The organism is Rathayibacter sp. AY1E3 (assembly GCF_002932235.1).
Classification (GTDB): domain Bacteria; phylum Actinomycetota; class Actinomycetes; order Actinomycetales; family Microbacteriaceae; genus Rathayibacter.
Map to the genome: position 1 here is coordinate 110,449 of NZ_PSVN01000010.1, position 15,542 is coordinate 125,990.

Here is a 15,542-nt window from a genome sequence, read left to right on the forward strand (position 1 = left end):
TGCGCAAGCCCGTCCGCTCGCCCCGGCGCGCCCCTAGGGTGAGGCCATGACCGATCCCGGCGCGGCCCGCCACGACGTCCTCATCATCGGCGGCGGCAACGCCGGACTCTCGACCGCGGGACGGCTGCGGCGCTCCGGAGTGAACGACGTCGCGGTGATCGAGCCCCGGTCGACCCACGTCTACCAGCCGATGCTCTCCCACGTCGCGGGCGGCACCGCACCCGCCTCCGCGGCGACCCGGCCCCAGGGCTCGGTGACGCCGAAGGGGGTCGTCTGGATCCAGGACCGCGTCGAGACGATCGACCCGGTCGCGCACACGGTCACCCTCCTCTCCGGCCGCACCGTCGGCTACGGGCAGCTCGTCGTCTGCCCCGGGATCCAGAAGGACTGGGCCGCGGTCCCCGGGCTCCAGGAGGCGATGGACTCGCCGTTCGGAGTGTCCAACTACGAGTACGAGTACGCCCGCAAGGCGTCGCAGGTGCTCCGCGAGGTCCGCTCCGGCACCGTCGTCTTCACGCAGCCCGGCGGCCCCGGCACCTGCTCCGGCGCCTCGCAGAAGCCGATGTACCTCGCCTGCGACTACTGGCGCGCGACCGGCGTCCTCGACCGCATCCGCGTCGTGCTCGTCGTGCCGACCCCCACCCTGTTCGGGATGCCGCTGATCGACTCCGAGCTCGAGCGGAAGGTGGCGGAGTACGGGATCGAGGTCCGCTACGGCCGCGAGCTGGTCGAGGTCGACGCGGCCGAGCGGAGGGTCGTCCTCGCCGTCGACGAGCGCGCGACCGCCCTCCCCGGCCCCGACCGCGCGCGGCGCTCGACCGACGGCCCGCGCGAGACGCTGTCGTACGACGTGCTGCACGCCGTGCCCCCGCAGTCGGCCCCCGACTGGCTGGCCGGCACCGGACTGGCCGCCGAGGGCGACGAGGGCGGCTTCGTCGAGGTCGACCCGCTGACCCTGCGGCACCCGCGGTTCCCCGACGTCTGGGGGCTCGGCGACGCGGCGGCCACGGTCAACTCGAAGTCCGGAGGAGCGCTGCGCCAGCAGACCACCACGCTCGCGAAGAACCTCGTCGCCGCGCAGAAGGGCCGCCCGCTCCCCCGCGTCTACAACGGCTACTCCGTCTGCCCCTTCGTGGTCTCGCGGTCGAGCGTGGTGTTCGCCGAGTTCGACGACCGCTACCGCCCGAAGCCGACCGTCCCCTTCTGGACGGGCCTGGCGAAGGAGCGGCGCCTCACCTACCTCGCCGACCGCCGCGTCCTGCCGTGGGTGTACTGGAATCTGATCCTGCAGGGACGGGCCTGAGCGTCCTCTTCCGGACATGTCCGGAAGAGGCGCTTGCCGCTGCCGGAGGCGCTCCCGAGACTGAGGGGTCGGCACCACCGTCCGACGTGCCCCCTCGTCTCCTGGAGGACCCGATGCGGCCCAGCCCGACTCCCGACCGCTCCGGCACCGCGCGATGACGACCGCGCAGGACTGGGGGCCCTCGACCGACGCGGACTCCGCCGGCGGTCCGCCCGCCTCGCGGAGGCAGCGCGTGCGCGCCTGGATGCGCGGCGGCTCCTTCGGGCCGACCGGCCTCACCCGGCGCGGCTGCCTCCTGGTGCTGGCGTCGGTGCTCGTGGTGGCGGTGCCGGTCGTCGCGCTGACGCTCGCGCACGTCGACCCGCACGCGTCGCTGAAGGTCTGGATCCTGGCGATCACGCTGATCGCGCTGGTCGGAGCGCTGCTCCGGGTCGTCGCCGACGCCGGTCCGGACCCGCAGGCCGACCTCGACCGCGCGGGCAAGGCGGTCGGAGCAGTGGCCGCGGCCTACACGGCGCTGGCCGTGATCATCGACTGGGGGATGCTGCACCTCTGAGTCGCGGTCAGCGGGCCTCGTCGCGCGGGTCGTCCGTGCCGCCGGGAGCGCTGCCGATCACGTCCGGTGTGCCGCCGGTGCCGCCCTGCGCGCTCCCGGTCCCGCCCTGCGCCGCTCGCTCGTCCTCGCGCCGGCTGAGCCAGCCCGGGCCCTCGCGCCGCAGCCGCTCCGCCTCCGGACTCGGGACGGGCGGCGCCGCCGGCCGCCGCAGGAGCCGCACCTGCCGGACCGCGCCGAGCACCACTCCGGCGCCGAACAGCGGCAGGCCGAGCAGGAGCACCAGCCACAGCGGCGCGTGCCGGCGTCCGCCGCCGACGACCGCGCCGAGATCCCAGCCCGCGTCCGCCGCCAGCCAGAGCATCCCCGCCACGAAGACGGCGCTCACCAGCGAGAGCGCCCAGGGCTGCGCGAGGAGGAGCGCCTGCGTGCGCTCCGTGCGGAAACCCTTCGCCATGCGCCGATCCTAGGCGGGCGTCAGCCGGCGAGGATCCGGTCGACCAGCCCCTGCGCGTCGCCCTCCGCGGGAACGATCTGCACGGTGTCGCCCTCGATCGGCTGCATGACGGAGAGCGCAGACTCGACCCGGTCGCCCACGCGGAGGAGGAGCCGGGCGTCGGCCCCCTCGTCGATGGCCGCCTGCGAGCCGCGGCGCAGGAGGGCGGCGCCCGCCTCGTCGAACCGGACGTCGACGACCCCCGTGCTCGGATCGGCCTCGACCGCGGCGACGCCCGCGCGGGTGAAGTCCTCGGGATCGACGAGGACCTCCTGCCCGCCGACCGGGACGCACTGCGGATCGGAGCCGGCCTCGCAGAGCGCCGAGACGGCGACCCCCAGGCCGCCGACCGGCTCCGGAGTGGAGGCCGGGGACGCCGCGGGCGACGACCCGGCGGAGCAGCCGGCTAGGGCGAGCAGGAGGAGCGCGGCGGCTCCGGGGGCGGTGCGGCGGATCACGGGGTCTCCTCGGGTCGCGTCGGAGCGCGCCACGATACCGAGGCTCCGGCGCTACGGCCACTCGGCGGCGCGGCTCGGGCGGAGCAGCTGCGGGCGGAGCGGCCGATCCGCGGCCCGGCGGGGCAGGCGGCGGCGACCCGCCCCTCAGAGCCGGACGACCAGCTTCACCGCCGACACACCCTCGTGCAGCCGGTCGAGGGCGGGCTGCAGCGCGGCGAGCCCCTCACCCACCACCTCGGGCGCCGGGGCGCAGACGTGACGGCCTTCGGCGAGCGCCGCGGGCAGGTGGTCGCGCCACAGCATCGGCCCCACCTCGTTCGTCATCAGCGAGCCGCCCCAGACGAAGCGGGCGCGGATGCCGCGGCGCCGGGCCGCGATCTGCAGCGCCGCGGTGCCGCCGACCACGCGCAGCATCGTCCGCACGAAGGCGGCGCTGACACCGCGCCGGCGCGGGAGCGAGCCGAACGAGACGGAGGGGCTGGCCAGGGCGACCCGTCGCGCTCCGGTGCCCGCGGCCACCGCCACCGACGGGGCACCGGAACCCGTCCCGATCGCGAGCACCCCCGCGACCTCGTGGCCCGCGAGCGCCGCCACCAGGTCGGCGACGACGGAGGGGCTGCGGTAGTCGAGCACGATCTCGGCGCCCAGCTCGCGCATCCGATCGTGGTTGCGAGGCGACGCGGTCGTCGCGACGCGGTGCCCGGAGGCGACGGCGAGCTGGATCGCGTTGCTCCCCACGCTCGTCGTCCCACCCCAGACCACGACCGTCCTGCCCGTCGGCCGGACCGGCACGCTCGGGTGCGGCAGGGCGAGGTGGTCCCGCTGGAACAGCGCCGTCGCCGCCGTCGAGACCGCGAGCGGCAGCACCGCCGCCTCCTCGAAGCCCAGCCGGTCGGGGATCGGCGCCGCCAGGTCCTCGCGCACGACCGTGTACTCCTGGAAGGCGCCCTCGTCGCGGTTCCGCCGCCCGCGCTCCATCCCGACCGCGTACGCGACGACCCGGTCGCCGACGGCGAAGCGCGTCGCTCCAGGGCCGACCGCCTCGACCACTCCCGCCACGTCCTCCCCGAGCACCGCCGGGTACGGCACCCACCGGAACATCAGATCGCCCGTCCACTGCTTCATCTCGTCGACCGGATTCACGGCCAGGGCGCGGTTCCGCAGCAGGATCTCCCCCGGACCGGGGACGGGCATCGGAGCGGGGCGGACGACGAGGTCGGCCCGCGGGGCGGTCAGCAGGGCGGCGGCGTTCTCGGGCACGGGCGGCTCCAGTCGGAAGTGATGGCAGGACGTGTCGTCACACTACTCCTGATGACACGTCGTGTCGTCAGCTATCCTGGGCGGATGTCACGCTGGGCCCCCGACGCCGCCCTCCGCCTCGAGCAGGCGGCGATGGAGCTCTTCGCCGACCACGGCTACGCGGGCACCACCGTCCCCGCGATCGCGGAGCGCGCCGGGCTCACCACCCGCACCTTCTTCCGCCACTTCGCCGACAAGCGCGACGTCCTCTTCCTCCGCGAGCGCGAGTTCCCCGAGATCGTCGGCCGCCTGCTCGCCGGCGCCCCCGCCGGCCTCGCGCCGATGGACCTCGTGATGCACGGCCTCGAGGCGGCCGCCTCGGGCGACCTCCAGACCTGGCGCGCTCCGATCGCCGCCCGCCGTGCCGTCGTGCGCTCCGAGCCGCAGCTGCGCGAGCGCGAGCTCCTGAAGTCGGCCGCCCTCGCCGAGAGCATGCGCGCCGCTCTCGTCGACGCCGGAGTCGCGCCGGAGGACGCGGCCCTCGCCGCCCTCGCGGCCTCCGCCCTCTTCGACCTCGCCCTGGAGCGCTGGCTCGCCGCGCCAGAGGGGTCCCTCCTGGTCGACGTCCTCCGCGCCGAGCGCACACGCCTCGGCGCGCTGCTCGCGCGCTGACCCGCACGACGCTGTCGAGGCGTCGCGAACGGTCGTCCTCCGCGGCGGGAGGCGGCCGTTCGTGACGCTTCGGACCGACGAGCGGGGGACGATCCGCTCAGAGCGCCCAGGGGAAGGCGGGGGCGTTCGAGCGGGCGCCCTGCGCGGCCTTCGAGCGGCCGGGCTCGCCGAGCTCGGCGAGCAGCGCCTCCGACTCGCCGACGAGGACCGCGAGCGCGCCGGGCGTGAACCAGTCGGGGCGCAGGGCGAACAGGAGGTCCTCGGTCGCCGTGTTGCCGCTGGCGCCCGGTGCGAAGGGGCAGCCGCCGAGGCCGCCGAGCGCGCCGTCGACCACCGCGGCCCCGGCCTGCACGGCGGCGATCGCGTTCGCGACGCCCGAGCCCCAGGTGTCGTGCCCGTGGAACACGATCTCGCGGGGCGGGGTCTCCGCGGCCACGCGCGAGACGAGCGACGCCACCTGGCCGGCGTGCGCCTGACCGAGCGTGTCGCAGACGACCACGTCGGCCGCTCCCTCCGCCCGCGGGTCACGCGCGATCGCGAGCACGCGCTCCGGGTCGACCGGGCCCTCGAACGGGCAGGTGAACGAGGTGGCGATGCACAGCTGGATCCGCCCGCCGACGCTCTCGGCGAGCGCGACCGCCTCCGGCATCGCGGCCAGGCTCGCCTCGGTCGGCCTGCCGACGTTGGCGAGGTTGTGCGAGTCGGACGCCGAGAAGCAGTACTGGAAGCGGCGCGCCCCCGCGGCGGCCGCACGCTCGACGTGGCGCGGAGTCGCGACCCACACCCAGCACCGCTCCAGCTCCTCGGGAGTGAGCGCGGCGATCACGTCGAGGGTGTCGGCCATCGGAGGGACGAGGTCGCCGCGCGCGAGCGAGCCGATCTCGAGCTCGGGCACTCCCGCGGCGAGCAGCGTGCGCGCGAGGTCGACCTTGCGCTCGGTCGTCAGGAGCTTGCCGGTGAGCTGCAGGCCGTCGCGGAGGGTGACGTCTCGCAGGCGCGCGGAGGCGAGCGCGGTCACCGGCCGGCCTCCTCGGCAGCGGCGGCGGAGGGAGCGGCAGGAGCCCCGCCGGCGGAGGGAGCAGCGGGACCGGTGCGCCGGAGCATCCCCAGCACCTCCTCGGTGTCCTGGCCCAGGTCGGGCGCGAGCGAGCGGATGGGGAGGGAGCGGCCGCCGAGCACCGGCACGATCCCCGGGAAGCCCACGCCGCGCAGAGTGCCGCCGGCGTCCTCGACGTCGAAGGCCTGGATCATGTCGCGCGCCGCGTACTGCTCGCTCGCGCTGATGTCGGCGGCCGTGTAGATCGGGCCGGAGGGGACGCCCTCGTCGTCGAGGACCGCGAGCGCCTCGGCGGCGGTGCGGCCCGCCGTCCACGCGCCGATCACCGCGTCCAGCTCGTCGCGCCGGGCCCAGCGCTGCTCGTTCGAGGCGAGCGCCGGGTCCTCGCCCAGGTCGGCGCGGCCGATCACCGCCATCAGCCGCTGGAAGATCGCGTCCGCGTTCCCCGCGATCACGATGCTCGCCCCGTCGGCGCAGGTGTAGGCGTTGGTCGGGGCGATGCCCTCCATCCGCCCGCCTACGCGCTCCCGGACGATGCCGTGCGCCTGGAAGTCGGGGATCAGCGACTCCGTCATCGAGAACATCGCCTCGTGCAGCGCCACGTCGACGACCCGCTCCGCCAGCGGTGCCGGATCCAGCCCCGCGGAGCGGCGGGTCTCGCGCTGGAACAGCGCCATCATCACTCCGTAGCCCGCGTACAGCCCGGCGATCGAGTCGCCGATCGAGACGCCGACGCGCACGGGCGGCCGGTCCGGGTCGCCGACCAGCTCGCGGAACCCGCCCATCGCCTCCGCGACCGCCGCGAACCCGGGCCGGGCCGACAGCGGGCCGGTCTGCCCGAACGCGGAGATGCGGCCGATCACGATGCCGGGCCGGGCCTCGTCGAGCACGTCCGGCCCGATCCCCCAGCGCTCGAGCGTGCCGGGCCGGAAGTTCTCGAGCACCACGTCGCACTCGGCGACCAGGCGGCGGACGGCGTCGCGCCCCTCGTCCGTGCGCAGGTCGAGCGCGATCGAGCGCTTGTTGCGGTTGATCGTGTGGAAGAGGAGCGAGGTCTCGGACCCCTCGTGCAGCCGCCAGCGGCGCAGCTCGTCCCCCGTGCCGGGCCGCTCCACCTTGATCACCTCGGCGCCGAAGTCGGCGAGCAGCCGGCCAGCCGTGGGCGCCGCGATGAAGTTGCCGAGCTCGAGGACGCGGACGCCCGCGAGCGGGAGGGGTGCGGTCATGGCACGGCCTTTCGCTCCCGTCGAGGCTAGCGCGGAGGACGGCGCCACCCCCTGCCCTCACGCGGACGCCCGACCTACACTTGCCGGACATCATGCGCAGACACACCCTCACTCCGCGACCGGACTGGCGAGCCCGCTGCGACGAGATCGGCTTCAGCTTCTACGACCTCCCCTCCGAGGGCGGCCGCCCCTACTGGAACGAGTCCGCGGCCTACTCCTTCGAGCCCGCCGAGATCGACCTGCTCGAGCGCACGACCTCGGAGCTGTTCGACCTCTGCATGGAGGCGTGCGAGCTCGTGGTGCGGAAGGGCCGCTTCGCCGAGTTCGGCATCCCGCCCCGCTTCCACGAGCTGGTGCGCACCTCGTGGGACGAGGACGACCCCACGGTCTACGGCCGCTTCGATCTCGCCTACGACGGCGCGGGCGCAGTGAAGCTGCTCGAGTTCAACGCCGACACCCCGACCTCGCTGGTCGAGACCGCCGCGGCCCAGTGGCAGTGGCTCGTCGAGACGAAGGGTCCCGACGCCGACCAGTTCAACAGCCTGCACGAGCAGCTCGTCGAGCAGTGGCGCCACCTCCGCCTCGAGCGCTGGAGCCTCGACGAGGGCGCCCGGCTGCACCTCGCGTCGCTGCACGACTCCGGAGACGGCGAGCTGATCGTCGAGGACGCCGACACCGTCGCCTACATGGCCGAGACCGCGGCGCAGGCCGGCTTCGACCCCAAGCTGATCTTCGTCGAGGACATCCGCTACGAGCTCGACGGCGCCGGCTTCCTCGACGGCGACGGCGAGCCGATCCGCCACGTCTTCAAGCTGTACCCGTGGGAGTGGATGCTCGGCGAGCAGTTCGGCGGCCTCCTCCTCGACCGGCGCGAGCGCACCCGCTGGGTCGAGCCGGCGTGGAAGCTCCTGCTCAGCAACAAGCAGCTGCTGGTGGTGCTGTGGGAGATGTTCCGCGGCCACCCGAACCTGCTGCCCGCCTCCGTGCATCCGCTGCCCGGCACCGCCCAGGTGCGCAAGCCGCGCCTGGGCCGGGAGGGCGCCAACGTGACGGTCCTCGACGCCGACGGCTTGGTCGTCGCCGAGAACGGCGGGAGCTACGGCGCCGAGGGCTTCATCCACCAGGAGCGCGCCGAGCTGGCCCGGGTCGACGGGAAGACCGTCGTCATCGGCAGCTGGATCGTCGGCGAGACCCCGGCCGGCATCGACGTGCGCGAGACGAGCGGCCTGATCACCGGCGACCTGGCGGAGTTCGTCCCCCACTACATCGAGGGCGGACGGAGCGACGGGGCCGCGACGGACGCGGACGCCGCGTCGGCCGCCTCCCGCCCCGAGCACGGCGCCACCCCCGCCTACGGCGCTCCCGCGCCCGGCACCCCCGCGCCCGAGTACGGCGCCCCCGAGCACGACCGGCCGCAGGACACCCGCGCGGCCCGCCCGCAGGACGAGGAGACCCGATGACGGACGACGACCGCACCCCCGGCGATTCCGGGACGCCGAGCTCCGGGAACGACTGGGGCAGCCGCGAGCCTGCGGCGGGCTCCGGCACGCCGAGCGGCGGCTCGAGCGGCGGCACCGGCCGCGGCGACGGCTCCACCCGCACCGCTCCCCACCGCTCCCGGAGCGTCGGCATCAGCGGCATCGCGAAGAACCGTCGCGGCCTGCTCATCGGCGGCGCGGTCGCGGTCGGCGCGGTCGGCCTCGCCGTCGCCCTCGCGAACGGCGGCCCCTCGACCGACGGCGTCGTCGCCACGGGAGCCGACGGCCAGGACTACGTCATCCCCGAGAACGCCGAGCGCCCCGTCTATGCGAGCCGCGAGGACTGCCTCGCCGACGTGCGGGAGCAGATCGCCCAGCTCCAGGCGCAGGGCGAGGAGGTCGGCGACGACCCCGAGCAGCTGTGCGAGGCCACCGACGAGTACCGCGGGCACTACGCCGGCGGCTTCTGGCTCGGCCCGCTGATCTTCGCGTCCTCGCGCTGGAACTCGACGCGGGCGACCAGCTGGGCGCCCGTCGCGTCCGGCGGCTTCGCGGCCCGCGGAGCGACCCAGCCCGACGTCGTGCAGCGCGCGCCGGCCGGCTCGACCGTCGGCTCGAAGGCGACCCTCTCCGGCGGCTTCGGCTCCTCCGGCAAGTCCGGCTTCGGCTCCACCGTCGGCGGCTGACCGCGGCGCACCTCCGCCCTCGCGCCCGGGACGCGGGGCGAGACATCCGCCGAGACACCGCTCGCACGCCGGCGTCTCGACGACCACGGGGACGGCTCGCCGCCGCTCCCTCTCTCAGGAGGAGGGCGTCGCGCTCGGGAAGAAGTGCCGCTCGACGGGATCGCCGTCGGCGTGCGTCAGCGCCGCCGCGCGGATCTCGCGGTCGCGGCCGGTCAGCCGCTGGGTCTCCTGCCGCCGGAACTCGCCCCACGAGGGCACCATGAACGTCTCCAGCTGCACGTCGGCCTCCTCCCCGCTCCGGTAGAGCGCCCACCGCGAGGCGCCGGTCCGGCGGCGGGAGCTCTCCAGCAGCCGCATGGCCGATCGGAAGTCCGCGAGGGAGTCGGGGCGGACCGTCCACGAGATCTGCACCATCACCGGCCCGTCCGTCGGCTCCGGCTCGAACACCAGCGTGGGCGTGGGCCACGACATCGAGATGCTGCGGTCGACGGTGCCCGTCCCCGGCAGCAGGGGCAGCACCCGCACGCTGGCCGCCACGAGGAGGAGCAGAGCGGCCGCCGCGGCGTACGCGGGCGCGGTGCCGAGCACCTGCGCGGCCAGGCCCCAGCCGATCGAGCCGACCGCCATGGTCCCCATGAAGACCAGGATGTAGATCGAGGCTCCGCGGGACCGCACCCACTGCGGCAGCGTGAGCTGCAGCGCCGCGTTCAGCACGGTGAGGGTGCCGATCCAGGCCAGCCCCGCGAGGACCAGCAGCAGCAGCGCCGGGACGAGGGGCAGGAAGGCCGCCGCGAGCGTCCCCGCCGCGAACAGCAGGGCGCTCGCCCCGATCACGACGTCGTCCGAGAGCTTCCGGCGGGCGAGCGGCAGGGCGAAGACGCCGAGCACGGCGCCGGCACCGAGGGCCCCGAGGAGGAAGCCGTAGCCGCTGGAGTCGAGCTGGAGGCGCTTCGCGGTGAGCGGCAGCAGCGCCCAGAGCGCACTGGCCGGCAGGGCGAAGAGCGCGGAGCGGAGGAGGATCCGGCGGACGAGGTGGGCGGAGGCGACGTACCGGATCCCTCCCTTCAGCGCGGCGCCGAACTGCTCGCGGTCGTCGAGGCCGGTCTGCGCCGGCCGCTTCCACCAGAGCAGAGCGAGCACGGCGCCGATGAAGCTCAGGGCGTTGATGCCGAAGACCACCGGAGCGCCGAACGCCGAGAGGACGACTCCCGCCAGGGCCGGGCCGACCGCGCGGGCGCCGTTCACGGTCACCCCGCCGAGGGCCGACGACGCCGCGATCAGGTTCCGGGGCACGAGCTCCGGCTGGATCGCCTGCCAGGCCGGCGAGGTCAGGGTGGAGGTGATGCCGAGCAGGAAGGTGAAGGCCAGGATCGTCCACGGCGTCAGCGCGCCGACCGCCGCCACGACCGTCAGAGCGGCCGCCAGCAGCGCGCTGGCCGACGACCCCCAGATGAGCAGCCGCCGCCGGTCGAGCGAGTCGGCCAGCACGCCCGCGGGGAGGGCGACGAGGATCGAGGGCGCCAGGCTCGCCGTCTGCACGAGCGCGACGACCGCCGCGCCCGCGGCCGCCTCGACCAGGTACCACTGGGCTCCGACGGTCTGCATCCAGGTGCCGATGTTGCTGCCCAGCTGGGCGAACCACAGCACCCGGAAGGCGGTGATCGCCATGGGCGCCCAGGCCGACGGCTGCGCCGGCGCGGACGTCTGCGCCGGGGCGGCGGGAGCGGGAGCCGGAGCGACGTCCTCAGTCACGGGGCACGGCCTGCCGCACCGAGAAGAGGTTGCCGAACGGGTCCAGCAGCTGGCACAGCCGCTCCCCCGTGAACACCGTCTTCGGACCGCGGTGGGCGACGGCGCCGTTCGCCGTCCAGTCGGCGACGACGGCGTCGACGTCGGGGACCGTCCAGTACGGGCTCGTGCCGTCGGGTCCGGGCCGGTTCAGCTCGTCCCGCTCGTGCAGCGTCAGGCGGGTGCCGTCCAGGTCGTAGGCCACGAGCGCCCCGCCGCGGACGACGGGCTCGCGCCCGAGCCGCGCCGAGTACCAGGCGATCGCGGCGTCGAGGTCGTCGACGAAGTAGAAGACGTTTCCGACTCCGGCGAACTCCGTCGTCGTCATGCTCGGGCCGGCGGGAGGGCGTCGCGGAGGAAGGCGAGCGAGGGGCCGATGGCCGCCTCCGTGTACCCCTCGGCGTGACGGGTGCCCGGGATCAGCTGCAGCGTGCTGGCGACTCCGACCGCGGAGAGCGCCGCCTGCATGGCCTGCGCGTCGCTCACGGGGACGAACTCGCCGAGCGAGTTGGCCAGGAACACCGGCCCGCCGTCCGGGGAGGCGTGGCGCGTCGTGGAGGCGGCGGTGAGCAGCCCGCGGTCGCCCCCGACCTCGTTGAGGATCGTCCAGCGCAGGAAGGCGTCGTTCCGGCCGGTCTGGTTGATGTCGGCGCTCTTCATGGCGTCGAGGTCCTGCGTCGTCGGCGTGGCCGGGAGGTCGTCGGTCGCCTCGACGATGCCGAGGAGGTCGAACATCCCCGACCAGCTGACGGCGGGCCGACCGGTGGCGATCGCGGCCTCCACGACCAGGTTCCCGCCCGCCGATCCGCCGAAGAACGCCAGTCTGCTCCGGTCGAACGCCCACTCGGACGCGACCGCCCACCGCTCCGCGGCGAGCACGTCGTCCCTGCTGGCCGGGAAGACCGAGTCCGGAGCCTCGCGGTAGTCCGCCGCGAACACGAGGTAGCCGGCGTCGACCAGCATCGTCGCGAGCGCCCGCTCCTTGCTCTTGTCCCCCCGGAACCACCCGCCGCCGTGGATCAGCACGACGGCCGGCCGAGCGGCGTCCTCGGCCGGGGACACCGACCTGCTGTACACGTCCAGCACCTGCGGCGACGACCCCCCTTCGACGTACGGAACCCCGATGCTCACTGACGGCTCGTCCGACACGGTGACCCCCTCCGGTCCAGATTCTCGACTGCAGTCAGACCGTAGGAGCCGGGGGCGGCGCGAGCCAGGCCCTGCCGGGGTCACCCAGGAGGGCGCCCGCAGGCCCGCCTCCCGCGGCGGCGCCGATCGCGACTAGCCTCGGAGGGTGTTCCTGACCGAGCCGTACGGCTTCCGCGACCGCTCCGCCCTCGACGAGCGCCGGGCCCTGCTCGAGGACGAGCCCTCGGTGCAGCCCCTCCGGGCGTTCCGCGAGGAGCTCCTCGCCCGGCGCACGCGCAGGCATCCGGGTGCCGTGGTGCCCGACTTCGACCCGGCCGAGGCCGGCGTCGAGGCGCGTGCGCTCATCGTGCTGGAGGCCCCGGGACCGATGTCGACCGGCCCCGACGGCTCCGGTTTCGTCTCGGTCGACAACGACGACGCGACCGCCGCCTCGACCTGGACCCTCCGCGACGAGGTCGGACTGCACGCCCGCACCCTGGTCTGGAACATCGTGCCGTGGCAGCTCGACGGCGCCCCCGACGCGGACGAGGTGCGGCAGGGCGCGATGGAGCTGCGCCGGCTCCTGCCGCTGCTCCCCGACCTGCGGGTCGTCGTCAACGCCGGGACCGCGCCGACCAGCGGCTGGAAGAAGAACATCGAGCCGTACCTGGTCGACGGCCCGACGGTCATCGACTCGTGGAGCCCCGGCCAGAGGGCGATGAGCCAGCCCCGCAAGCGCGACGAGCTGAAGCGCGCCTTCGAGCGCGCGACGCACCTGGTCGGCTGAGCCCCCGGGGCTCCGAGGCGTCACGAACGGTCGTCATCGGAGCCGGGAAGCGGCCCTTCGCGACGCCTCGACCGCCGGCGGGCGGTCCGCTCAGGCCGAGCGGGCGTCCCGCAGCGCGTCGGCCGACTGCTGCGCGGCGCGGCGGACGTCGCGGTCCGGGTCGCGGAGCATGCCCGTCAGGACGGCCTCGACGCTCGCCGCGAACTCGCCCTTCGCGTCGCGACCGGAGGAGATCCCCGCCAGAGCGGCCGCCACGAGAGCGCGGGCTCCTGCCGCGCGGACCCGGGGGTGCTCATCGGTGGTCAGGCGGGACAGCTTCTTCTGCCCGCCCAGCACGCGCTCGGCGCAGACGCGGGCGCACATCTCGCGGACGCGCCAGGAGGGGTTCGCGAGTCCGGCGGTCACCGCGTCGGCGGCGGCGTCGTCCCAGACGTAGAGGAGCGCGCGGGCGCCCCAGAGCTCGGGCCAGTAGAGGGAGGGCGCTCCCTTGAGGATCCCGTCGGCGTGCTCGCCGCCCACGGTGAGGAGGAAGGACTCGCCCTCGTACCCGCCGGTGAGCAGGGCCGCGGATCGCAGAGCGACGTTGCGCTCCCCCTCGCGGGCGACCTGCGCGCGCAGGCGCTCCTCGAGCGGATCGGTGAGGGTGACGGTCGGTTCGTTGTCGCGTGCCATGAGGCTCCCGAGAGTACTCGCCCGCCCCGCGCCTTCGAAGACCCGCAGCGTTCGGCGCCGCGGCGGTCGGCCCTCTCCGTCCTGCGGCGATGGTCCGATCAGCACTCGTGCCACCTGCTGGTCGAGTGGCGCCGCAGGGACCACGGCTGAGGGACGCCTAGTAGATTCGATCCGATCGACCCCCTCCCAAGCCTCTCCGCGATGCTCACATGGGAGGGGCCTTTTTCTTCGGCACCGAGGTACTGCGATGGCACGGAAACCGAGCCTGTCGTGGAAGCAGCAGGTCCAGCTCCTCCGTGACCGCGGGCTCGGCATCGCCGACGGGGAGGCCTGCACGAGCTACCTGGCCGCGCAGAACCACTACCGCTTCTCCGGGTACGCCCGCTACTTCCAGCGGGCTCCGCACGACGGGGACGACTCGTTCGCGGACGGAGTCTCGTTCGAGGACGTCCGAGCGGTCTGCGACGCAGATGAAGCGCTGCGGCAGAGCCTGCGTGCTCGACTGGCCCGTGCCGAGATCCTTCTCCGCAGCCGTACGGCTCATGTCATCGCTCGTGAGCACGGCCCGTACGAGTGCTCTCTCGAGAAGAGCTTCTACTCCGAGTCTCCGAACGCGGAGTCGACAATCGATTCGTGCCTCCGCGACATCGAGCGCAGCAGGGAACGGCATGTCCTCCGCTTCACGGAGCTCCCCGGCGGCAGGGGCGCCGGAGCCCCCTCGATCATCGAGGACCGCAGTGAGAGCGACGCGACCGGGTCGGTCCCGCCCGCCCCGCGCCACGGCGGATCCCGCAGCGGAACGGACGGTGCCCGCCCGCTCAGGAGGCGCCCACCGGGAGGTCGGCCCCGCCTGACTATGCTGGTGCCACCCCCGGCAGCCGAGCCCTCTGAGCCTCGTCCGCGCCGGGGTGGCGCGGCTCACCCGCCCGGGGAGCGGAGGAGGTCCTCTCATGGCCGATCGGCCGAACCTCCGCCATGTCGCGGCGGTCGCGGGCGTCTCGCACATGACCGTGTCGCGCGTGCTCAGCGGGCACCCCAACATCAAGGAGTCGACCCGCCAGAAGGTCCTCGAGGCGGTCGACGAGCTCAACTACCGGCCGAACATCGCCGCCCGCTCCCTCGTCACGCAGCGCACCGACCGCATCGGCGTGATGATCGAGAGCGGCGCCGAGTACGGGCCGTCGAGCACCCTCCGCGCGATCGAGCGCGCCGCCCGCGAGAAGGGGTACTCGATCACCTCCGTCGCGCTGCGGCCGGACCTCGAGATGACCCCCACCGACGCGATCGCCCACCTGATGGGCCTCGGGATCGACGCGCTCTGCGTGATCGCGCCGCGCTCCTCCTCCGTGGCGACCCTCCGCACCGTCGAGATCGGCGTGCCGACGCTCGTGGTGAAGAGCGACAAGGATCCGAGCTTCCTCACCGTCTCGGTCGACCAGCAGGCCGGCATGTTCCAGGCCGTCGACCACCTGGGCAACCTCGGCCACCGCGACGTGCTGCACCTCTCCGGCCCCCTCGACTGGCTCGATGCGCGCGCCCGCGAGCGCGCCTTCCACAGCCGCGCGAAGTCGTGGGGGATGCACGAGCGCCCCATCGTCATCGGCGACTGGACCCCGGACTCCGGGTACGACTTCGCCGCGAGCCTGCAGTCGGTGCCCGACTTCACCGCGATGGTCGTCGCGAACGACGAGATGGCGCTCGGAGTGATTCACGGCCTCGTCGAGCGCGGGATCCGCGTGCCCGAGGACATGAGCATCGTCGGCTTCGACGACCTGCCCACCGCCCGCCACTTCCTCCCGCCGCTGACGACGGTCCGCCAGGACTTCGACAAGCTCGGGACGACGGTCGCCGAGGTGATCCACGCGAGGATCCGCGGCCAGGAGATCCCGCAGCGCACCCGGATCCCCACGGAGCTGGTGATCCGCTCCTCCACGGCCGCTCCCCGATCGTGACCCTCCTGTTCCCGTCCCGCCGCATGCGCTCGCGTATCATCGGCGGC

The 15,542-nt window shown here is 74.4% G+C and carries 16 protein-coding genes and 1 pseudogene; 8 read left to right on the forward strand and 9 right to left on the reverse strand.

Going from position 1 to position 15,542, the window contains the following annotated elements; all coding sequences use genetic code 11:
* Positions 1 to 46: 46 nt before the first annotated feature.
* Both C5C53_RS10335 and C5C53_RS10340 read left to right on the forward strand, forming a co-directional pair.
* Positions 47 to 1,303 carry an NAD(P)/FAD-dependent oxidoreductase gene (locus C5C53_RS10335; RefSeq protein WP_104222413.1) on the forward strand — a complete coding sequence of 419 codons (1,257 nt, stop codon included), beginning with the start codon at positions 47 to 49 and terminating at the stop codon, positions 1,301 to 1,303.
* Between the two features lie 154 nt (positions 1,304 to 1,457).
* Positions 1,458 to 1,859, forward strand: coding sequence for a hypothetical protein (locus C5C53_RS10340; RefSeq protein ID WP_104226999.1), 402 nt, complete (start codon positions 1,458 to 1,460; stop codon positions 1,857 to 1,859).
* A gap of 7 nt (positions 1,860 to 1,866) precedes the next feature.
* Here the strand turns inward: C5C53_RS10340 and C5C53_RS10345 are convergent, their stop codons facing one another.
* The 3 genes from C5C53_RS10345 to C5C53_RS10355 form a co-directional block, all read right to left on the reverse strand.
* On the reverse strand, positions 1,867 to 2,313 hold the full coding sequence (locus C5C53_RS10345; protein ID WP_104227000.1) for a hypothetical protein: 447 nt from the start codon (positions 2,311 to 2,313) through the stop codon (positions 1,867 to 1,869).
* Positions 2,314 to 2,333: 20 nt separating this feature from the next.
* The gene (locus tag C5C53_RS10350) at positions 2,334 to 2,810 is read right to left on the reverse strand and encodes a hypothetical protein (protein WP_104227001.1); all 477 of its coding nucleotides are present in this window, start codon (positions 2,808 to 2,810) and stop codon (positions 2,334 to 2,336) included.
* A gap of 144 nt (positions 2,811 to 2,954) precedes the next feature.
* Positions 2,955 to 4,070, reverse strand: coding sequence for a zinc-binding alcohol dehydrogenase family protein (locus C5C53_RS10355; protein WP_104267481.1), 1,116 nt, complete (start codon positions 4,068 to 4,070; stop codon positions 2,955 to 2,957).
* Positions 4,071 to 4,154: 84 nt separating this feature from the next.
* Between C5C53_RS10355 and C5C53_RS10360 the strand changes: the two genes are divergently transcribed.
* Entirely contained in the window at positions 4,155 to 4,721 is a 567-nt protein-coding gene (locus C5C53_RS10360) for a TetR/AcrR family transcriptional regulator (protein ID WP_181127748.1), read from the forward strand.
* 97 nt (positions 4,722 to 4,818) lie between these two features.
* Here the strand turns inward: C5C53_RS10360 and C5C53_RS10365 are convergent, their stop codons facing one another.
* Positions 4,819 to 5,739, reverse strand: coding sequence for a hydroxymethylglutaryl-CoA lyase (locus tag C5C53_RS10365; protein ID WP_181127749.1), 921 nt, complete (start codon positions 5,737 to 5,739; stop codon positions 4,819 to 4,821).
* Positions 5,736 to 7,004: a CaiB/BaiF CoA-transferase family protein gene (locus C5C53_RS10370; RefSeq protein WP_104267483.1), complete on the reverse strand. Its 1,269-nt coding sequence runs from the start codon at positions 7,002 to 7,004 to the stop codon at positions 5,736 to 5,738. The genes C5C53_RS10365 and C5C53_RS10370 overlap by 4 nt, the downstream gene beginning before the upstream one ends.
* 92 nt (positions 7,005 to 7,096) lie before the next feature.
* On the opposite strand from C5C53_RS10370, the gene C5C53_RS10375 reads away from it, so the two are divergent.
* Entirely contained in the window at positions 7,097 to 8,464 is a 1,368-nt protein-coding gene (locus tag C5C53_RS10375) for a glutathionylspermidine synthase family protein (RefSeq protein ID WP_181127750.1), read from the forward strand.
* The gene (locus C5C53_RS10380) at positions 8,461 to 9,168 is read left to right on the forward strand and encodes a hypothetical protein (RefSeq protein ID WP_104222404.1); all 708 of its coding nucleotides are present in this window, start codon (positions 8,461 to 8,463) and stop codon (positions 9,166 to 9,168) included. The genes C5C53_RS10375 and C5C53_RS10380 overlap by 4 nt, the downstream gene beginning before the upstream one ends.
* Positions 9,169 to 9,282: 114 nt before the next feature.
* Here the strand turns inward: C5C53_RS10380 and C5C53_RS10385 are convergent, their stop codons facing one another.
* From C5C53_RS10385 to C5C53_RS10395, 3 genes are read right to left on the reverse strand one after another with little or no spacing between them, the layout of a single operon-like run.
* The gene (locus tag C5C53_RS10385) at positions 9,283 to 10,920 is read right to left on the reverse strand and encodes an MFS transporter (protein ID WP_258069456.1); all 1,638 of its coding nucleotides are present in this window, start codon (positions 10,918 to 10,920) and stop codon (positions 9,283 to 9,285) included.
* Positions 10,913 to 11,284, reverse strand: a complete 372-nt coding sequence (locus C5C53_RS10390; protein WP_104250023.1) for a VOC family protein — start codon at positions 11,282 to 11,284, stop codon at positions 10,913 to 10,915. Before C5C53_RS10390 ends, C5C53_RS10385 begins: the two co-directional genes overlap by 8 nt.
* Entirely contained in the window at positions 11,281 to 12,018 is a 738-nt protein-coding gene (locus C5C53_RS10395; RefSeq protein WP_159940689.1) for an alpha/beta hydrolase, read from the reverse strand. The genes C5C53_RS10390 and C5C53_RS10395 overlap by 4 nt, the downstream gene beginning before the upstream one ends.
* Before the next feature lie 232 nt (positions 12,019 to 12,250).
* Here C5C53_RS10395 and C5C53_RS10400 point away from each other — a divergent pair, with 232 nt between their 5' ends.
* Positions 12,251 to 12,871 carry a hypothetical protein gene (locus C5C53_RS10400; RefSeq protein ID WP_104255600.1) on the forward strand — a complete coding sequence of 207 codons (621 nt, stop codon included), beginning with the start codon at positions 12,251 to 12,253 and terminating at the stop codon, positions 12,869 to 12,871.
* A 90-nt stretch (positions 12,872 to 12,961) separates the two neighbouring features.
* On the opposite strand, the gene C5C53_RS10405 is transcribed toward C5C53_RS10400, so the two are convergent.
* On the reverse strand, positions 12,962 to 13,543 hold the full coding sequence (locus C5C53_RS10405) for a HEAT repeat domain-containing protein (RefSeq protein ID WP_258064205.1): 582 nt from the start codon (positions 13,541 to 13,543) through the stop codon (positions 12,962 to 12,964).
* A gap of 247 nt (positions 13,544 to 13,790) precedes the next feature.
* On the opposite strand from C5C53_RS10405, the pseudogene C5C53_RS17605 reads away from it, so the two are divergent.
* Together C5C53_RS17605 and C5C53_RS10415 are read left to right on the forward strand one after the other, a co-directional pair.
* A pseudogene (locus C5C53_RS17605) lies at positions 13,791 to 14,195 on the forward strand (Abi family protein); the annotation flags it as partial.
* A 298-nt stretch (positions 14,196 to 14,493) separates the two neighbouring features.
* The gene (locus tag C5C53_RS10415; protein WP_104222399.1) at positions 14,494 to 15,495 is read left to right on the forward strand and encodes a LacI family DNA-binding transcriptional regulator; all 1,002 of its coding nucleotides are present in this window, start codon (positions 14,494 to 14,496) and stop codon (positions 15,493 to 15,495) included.
* Positions 15,496 to 15,542 lie beyond the last annotated feature (47 nt).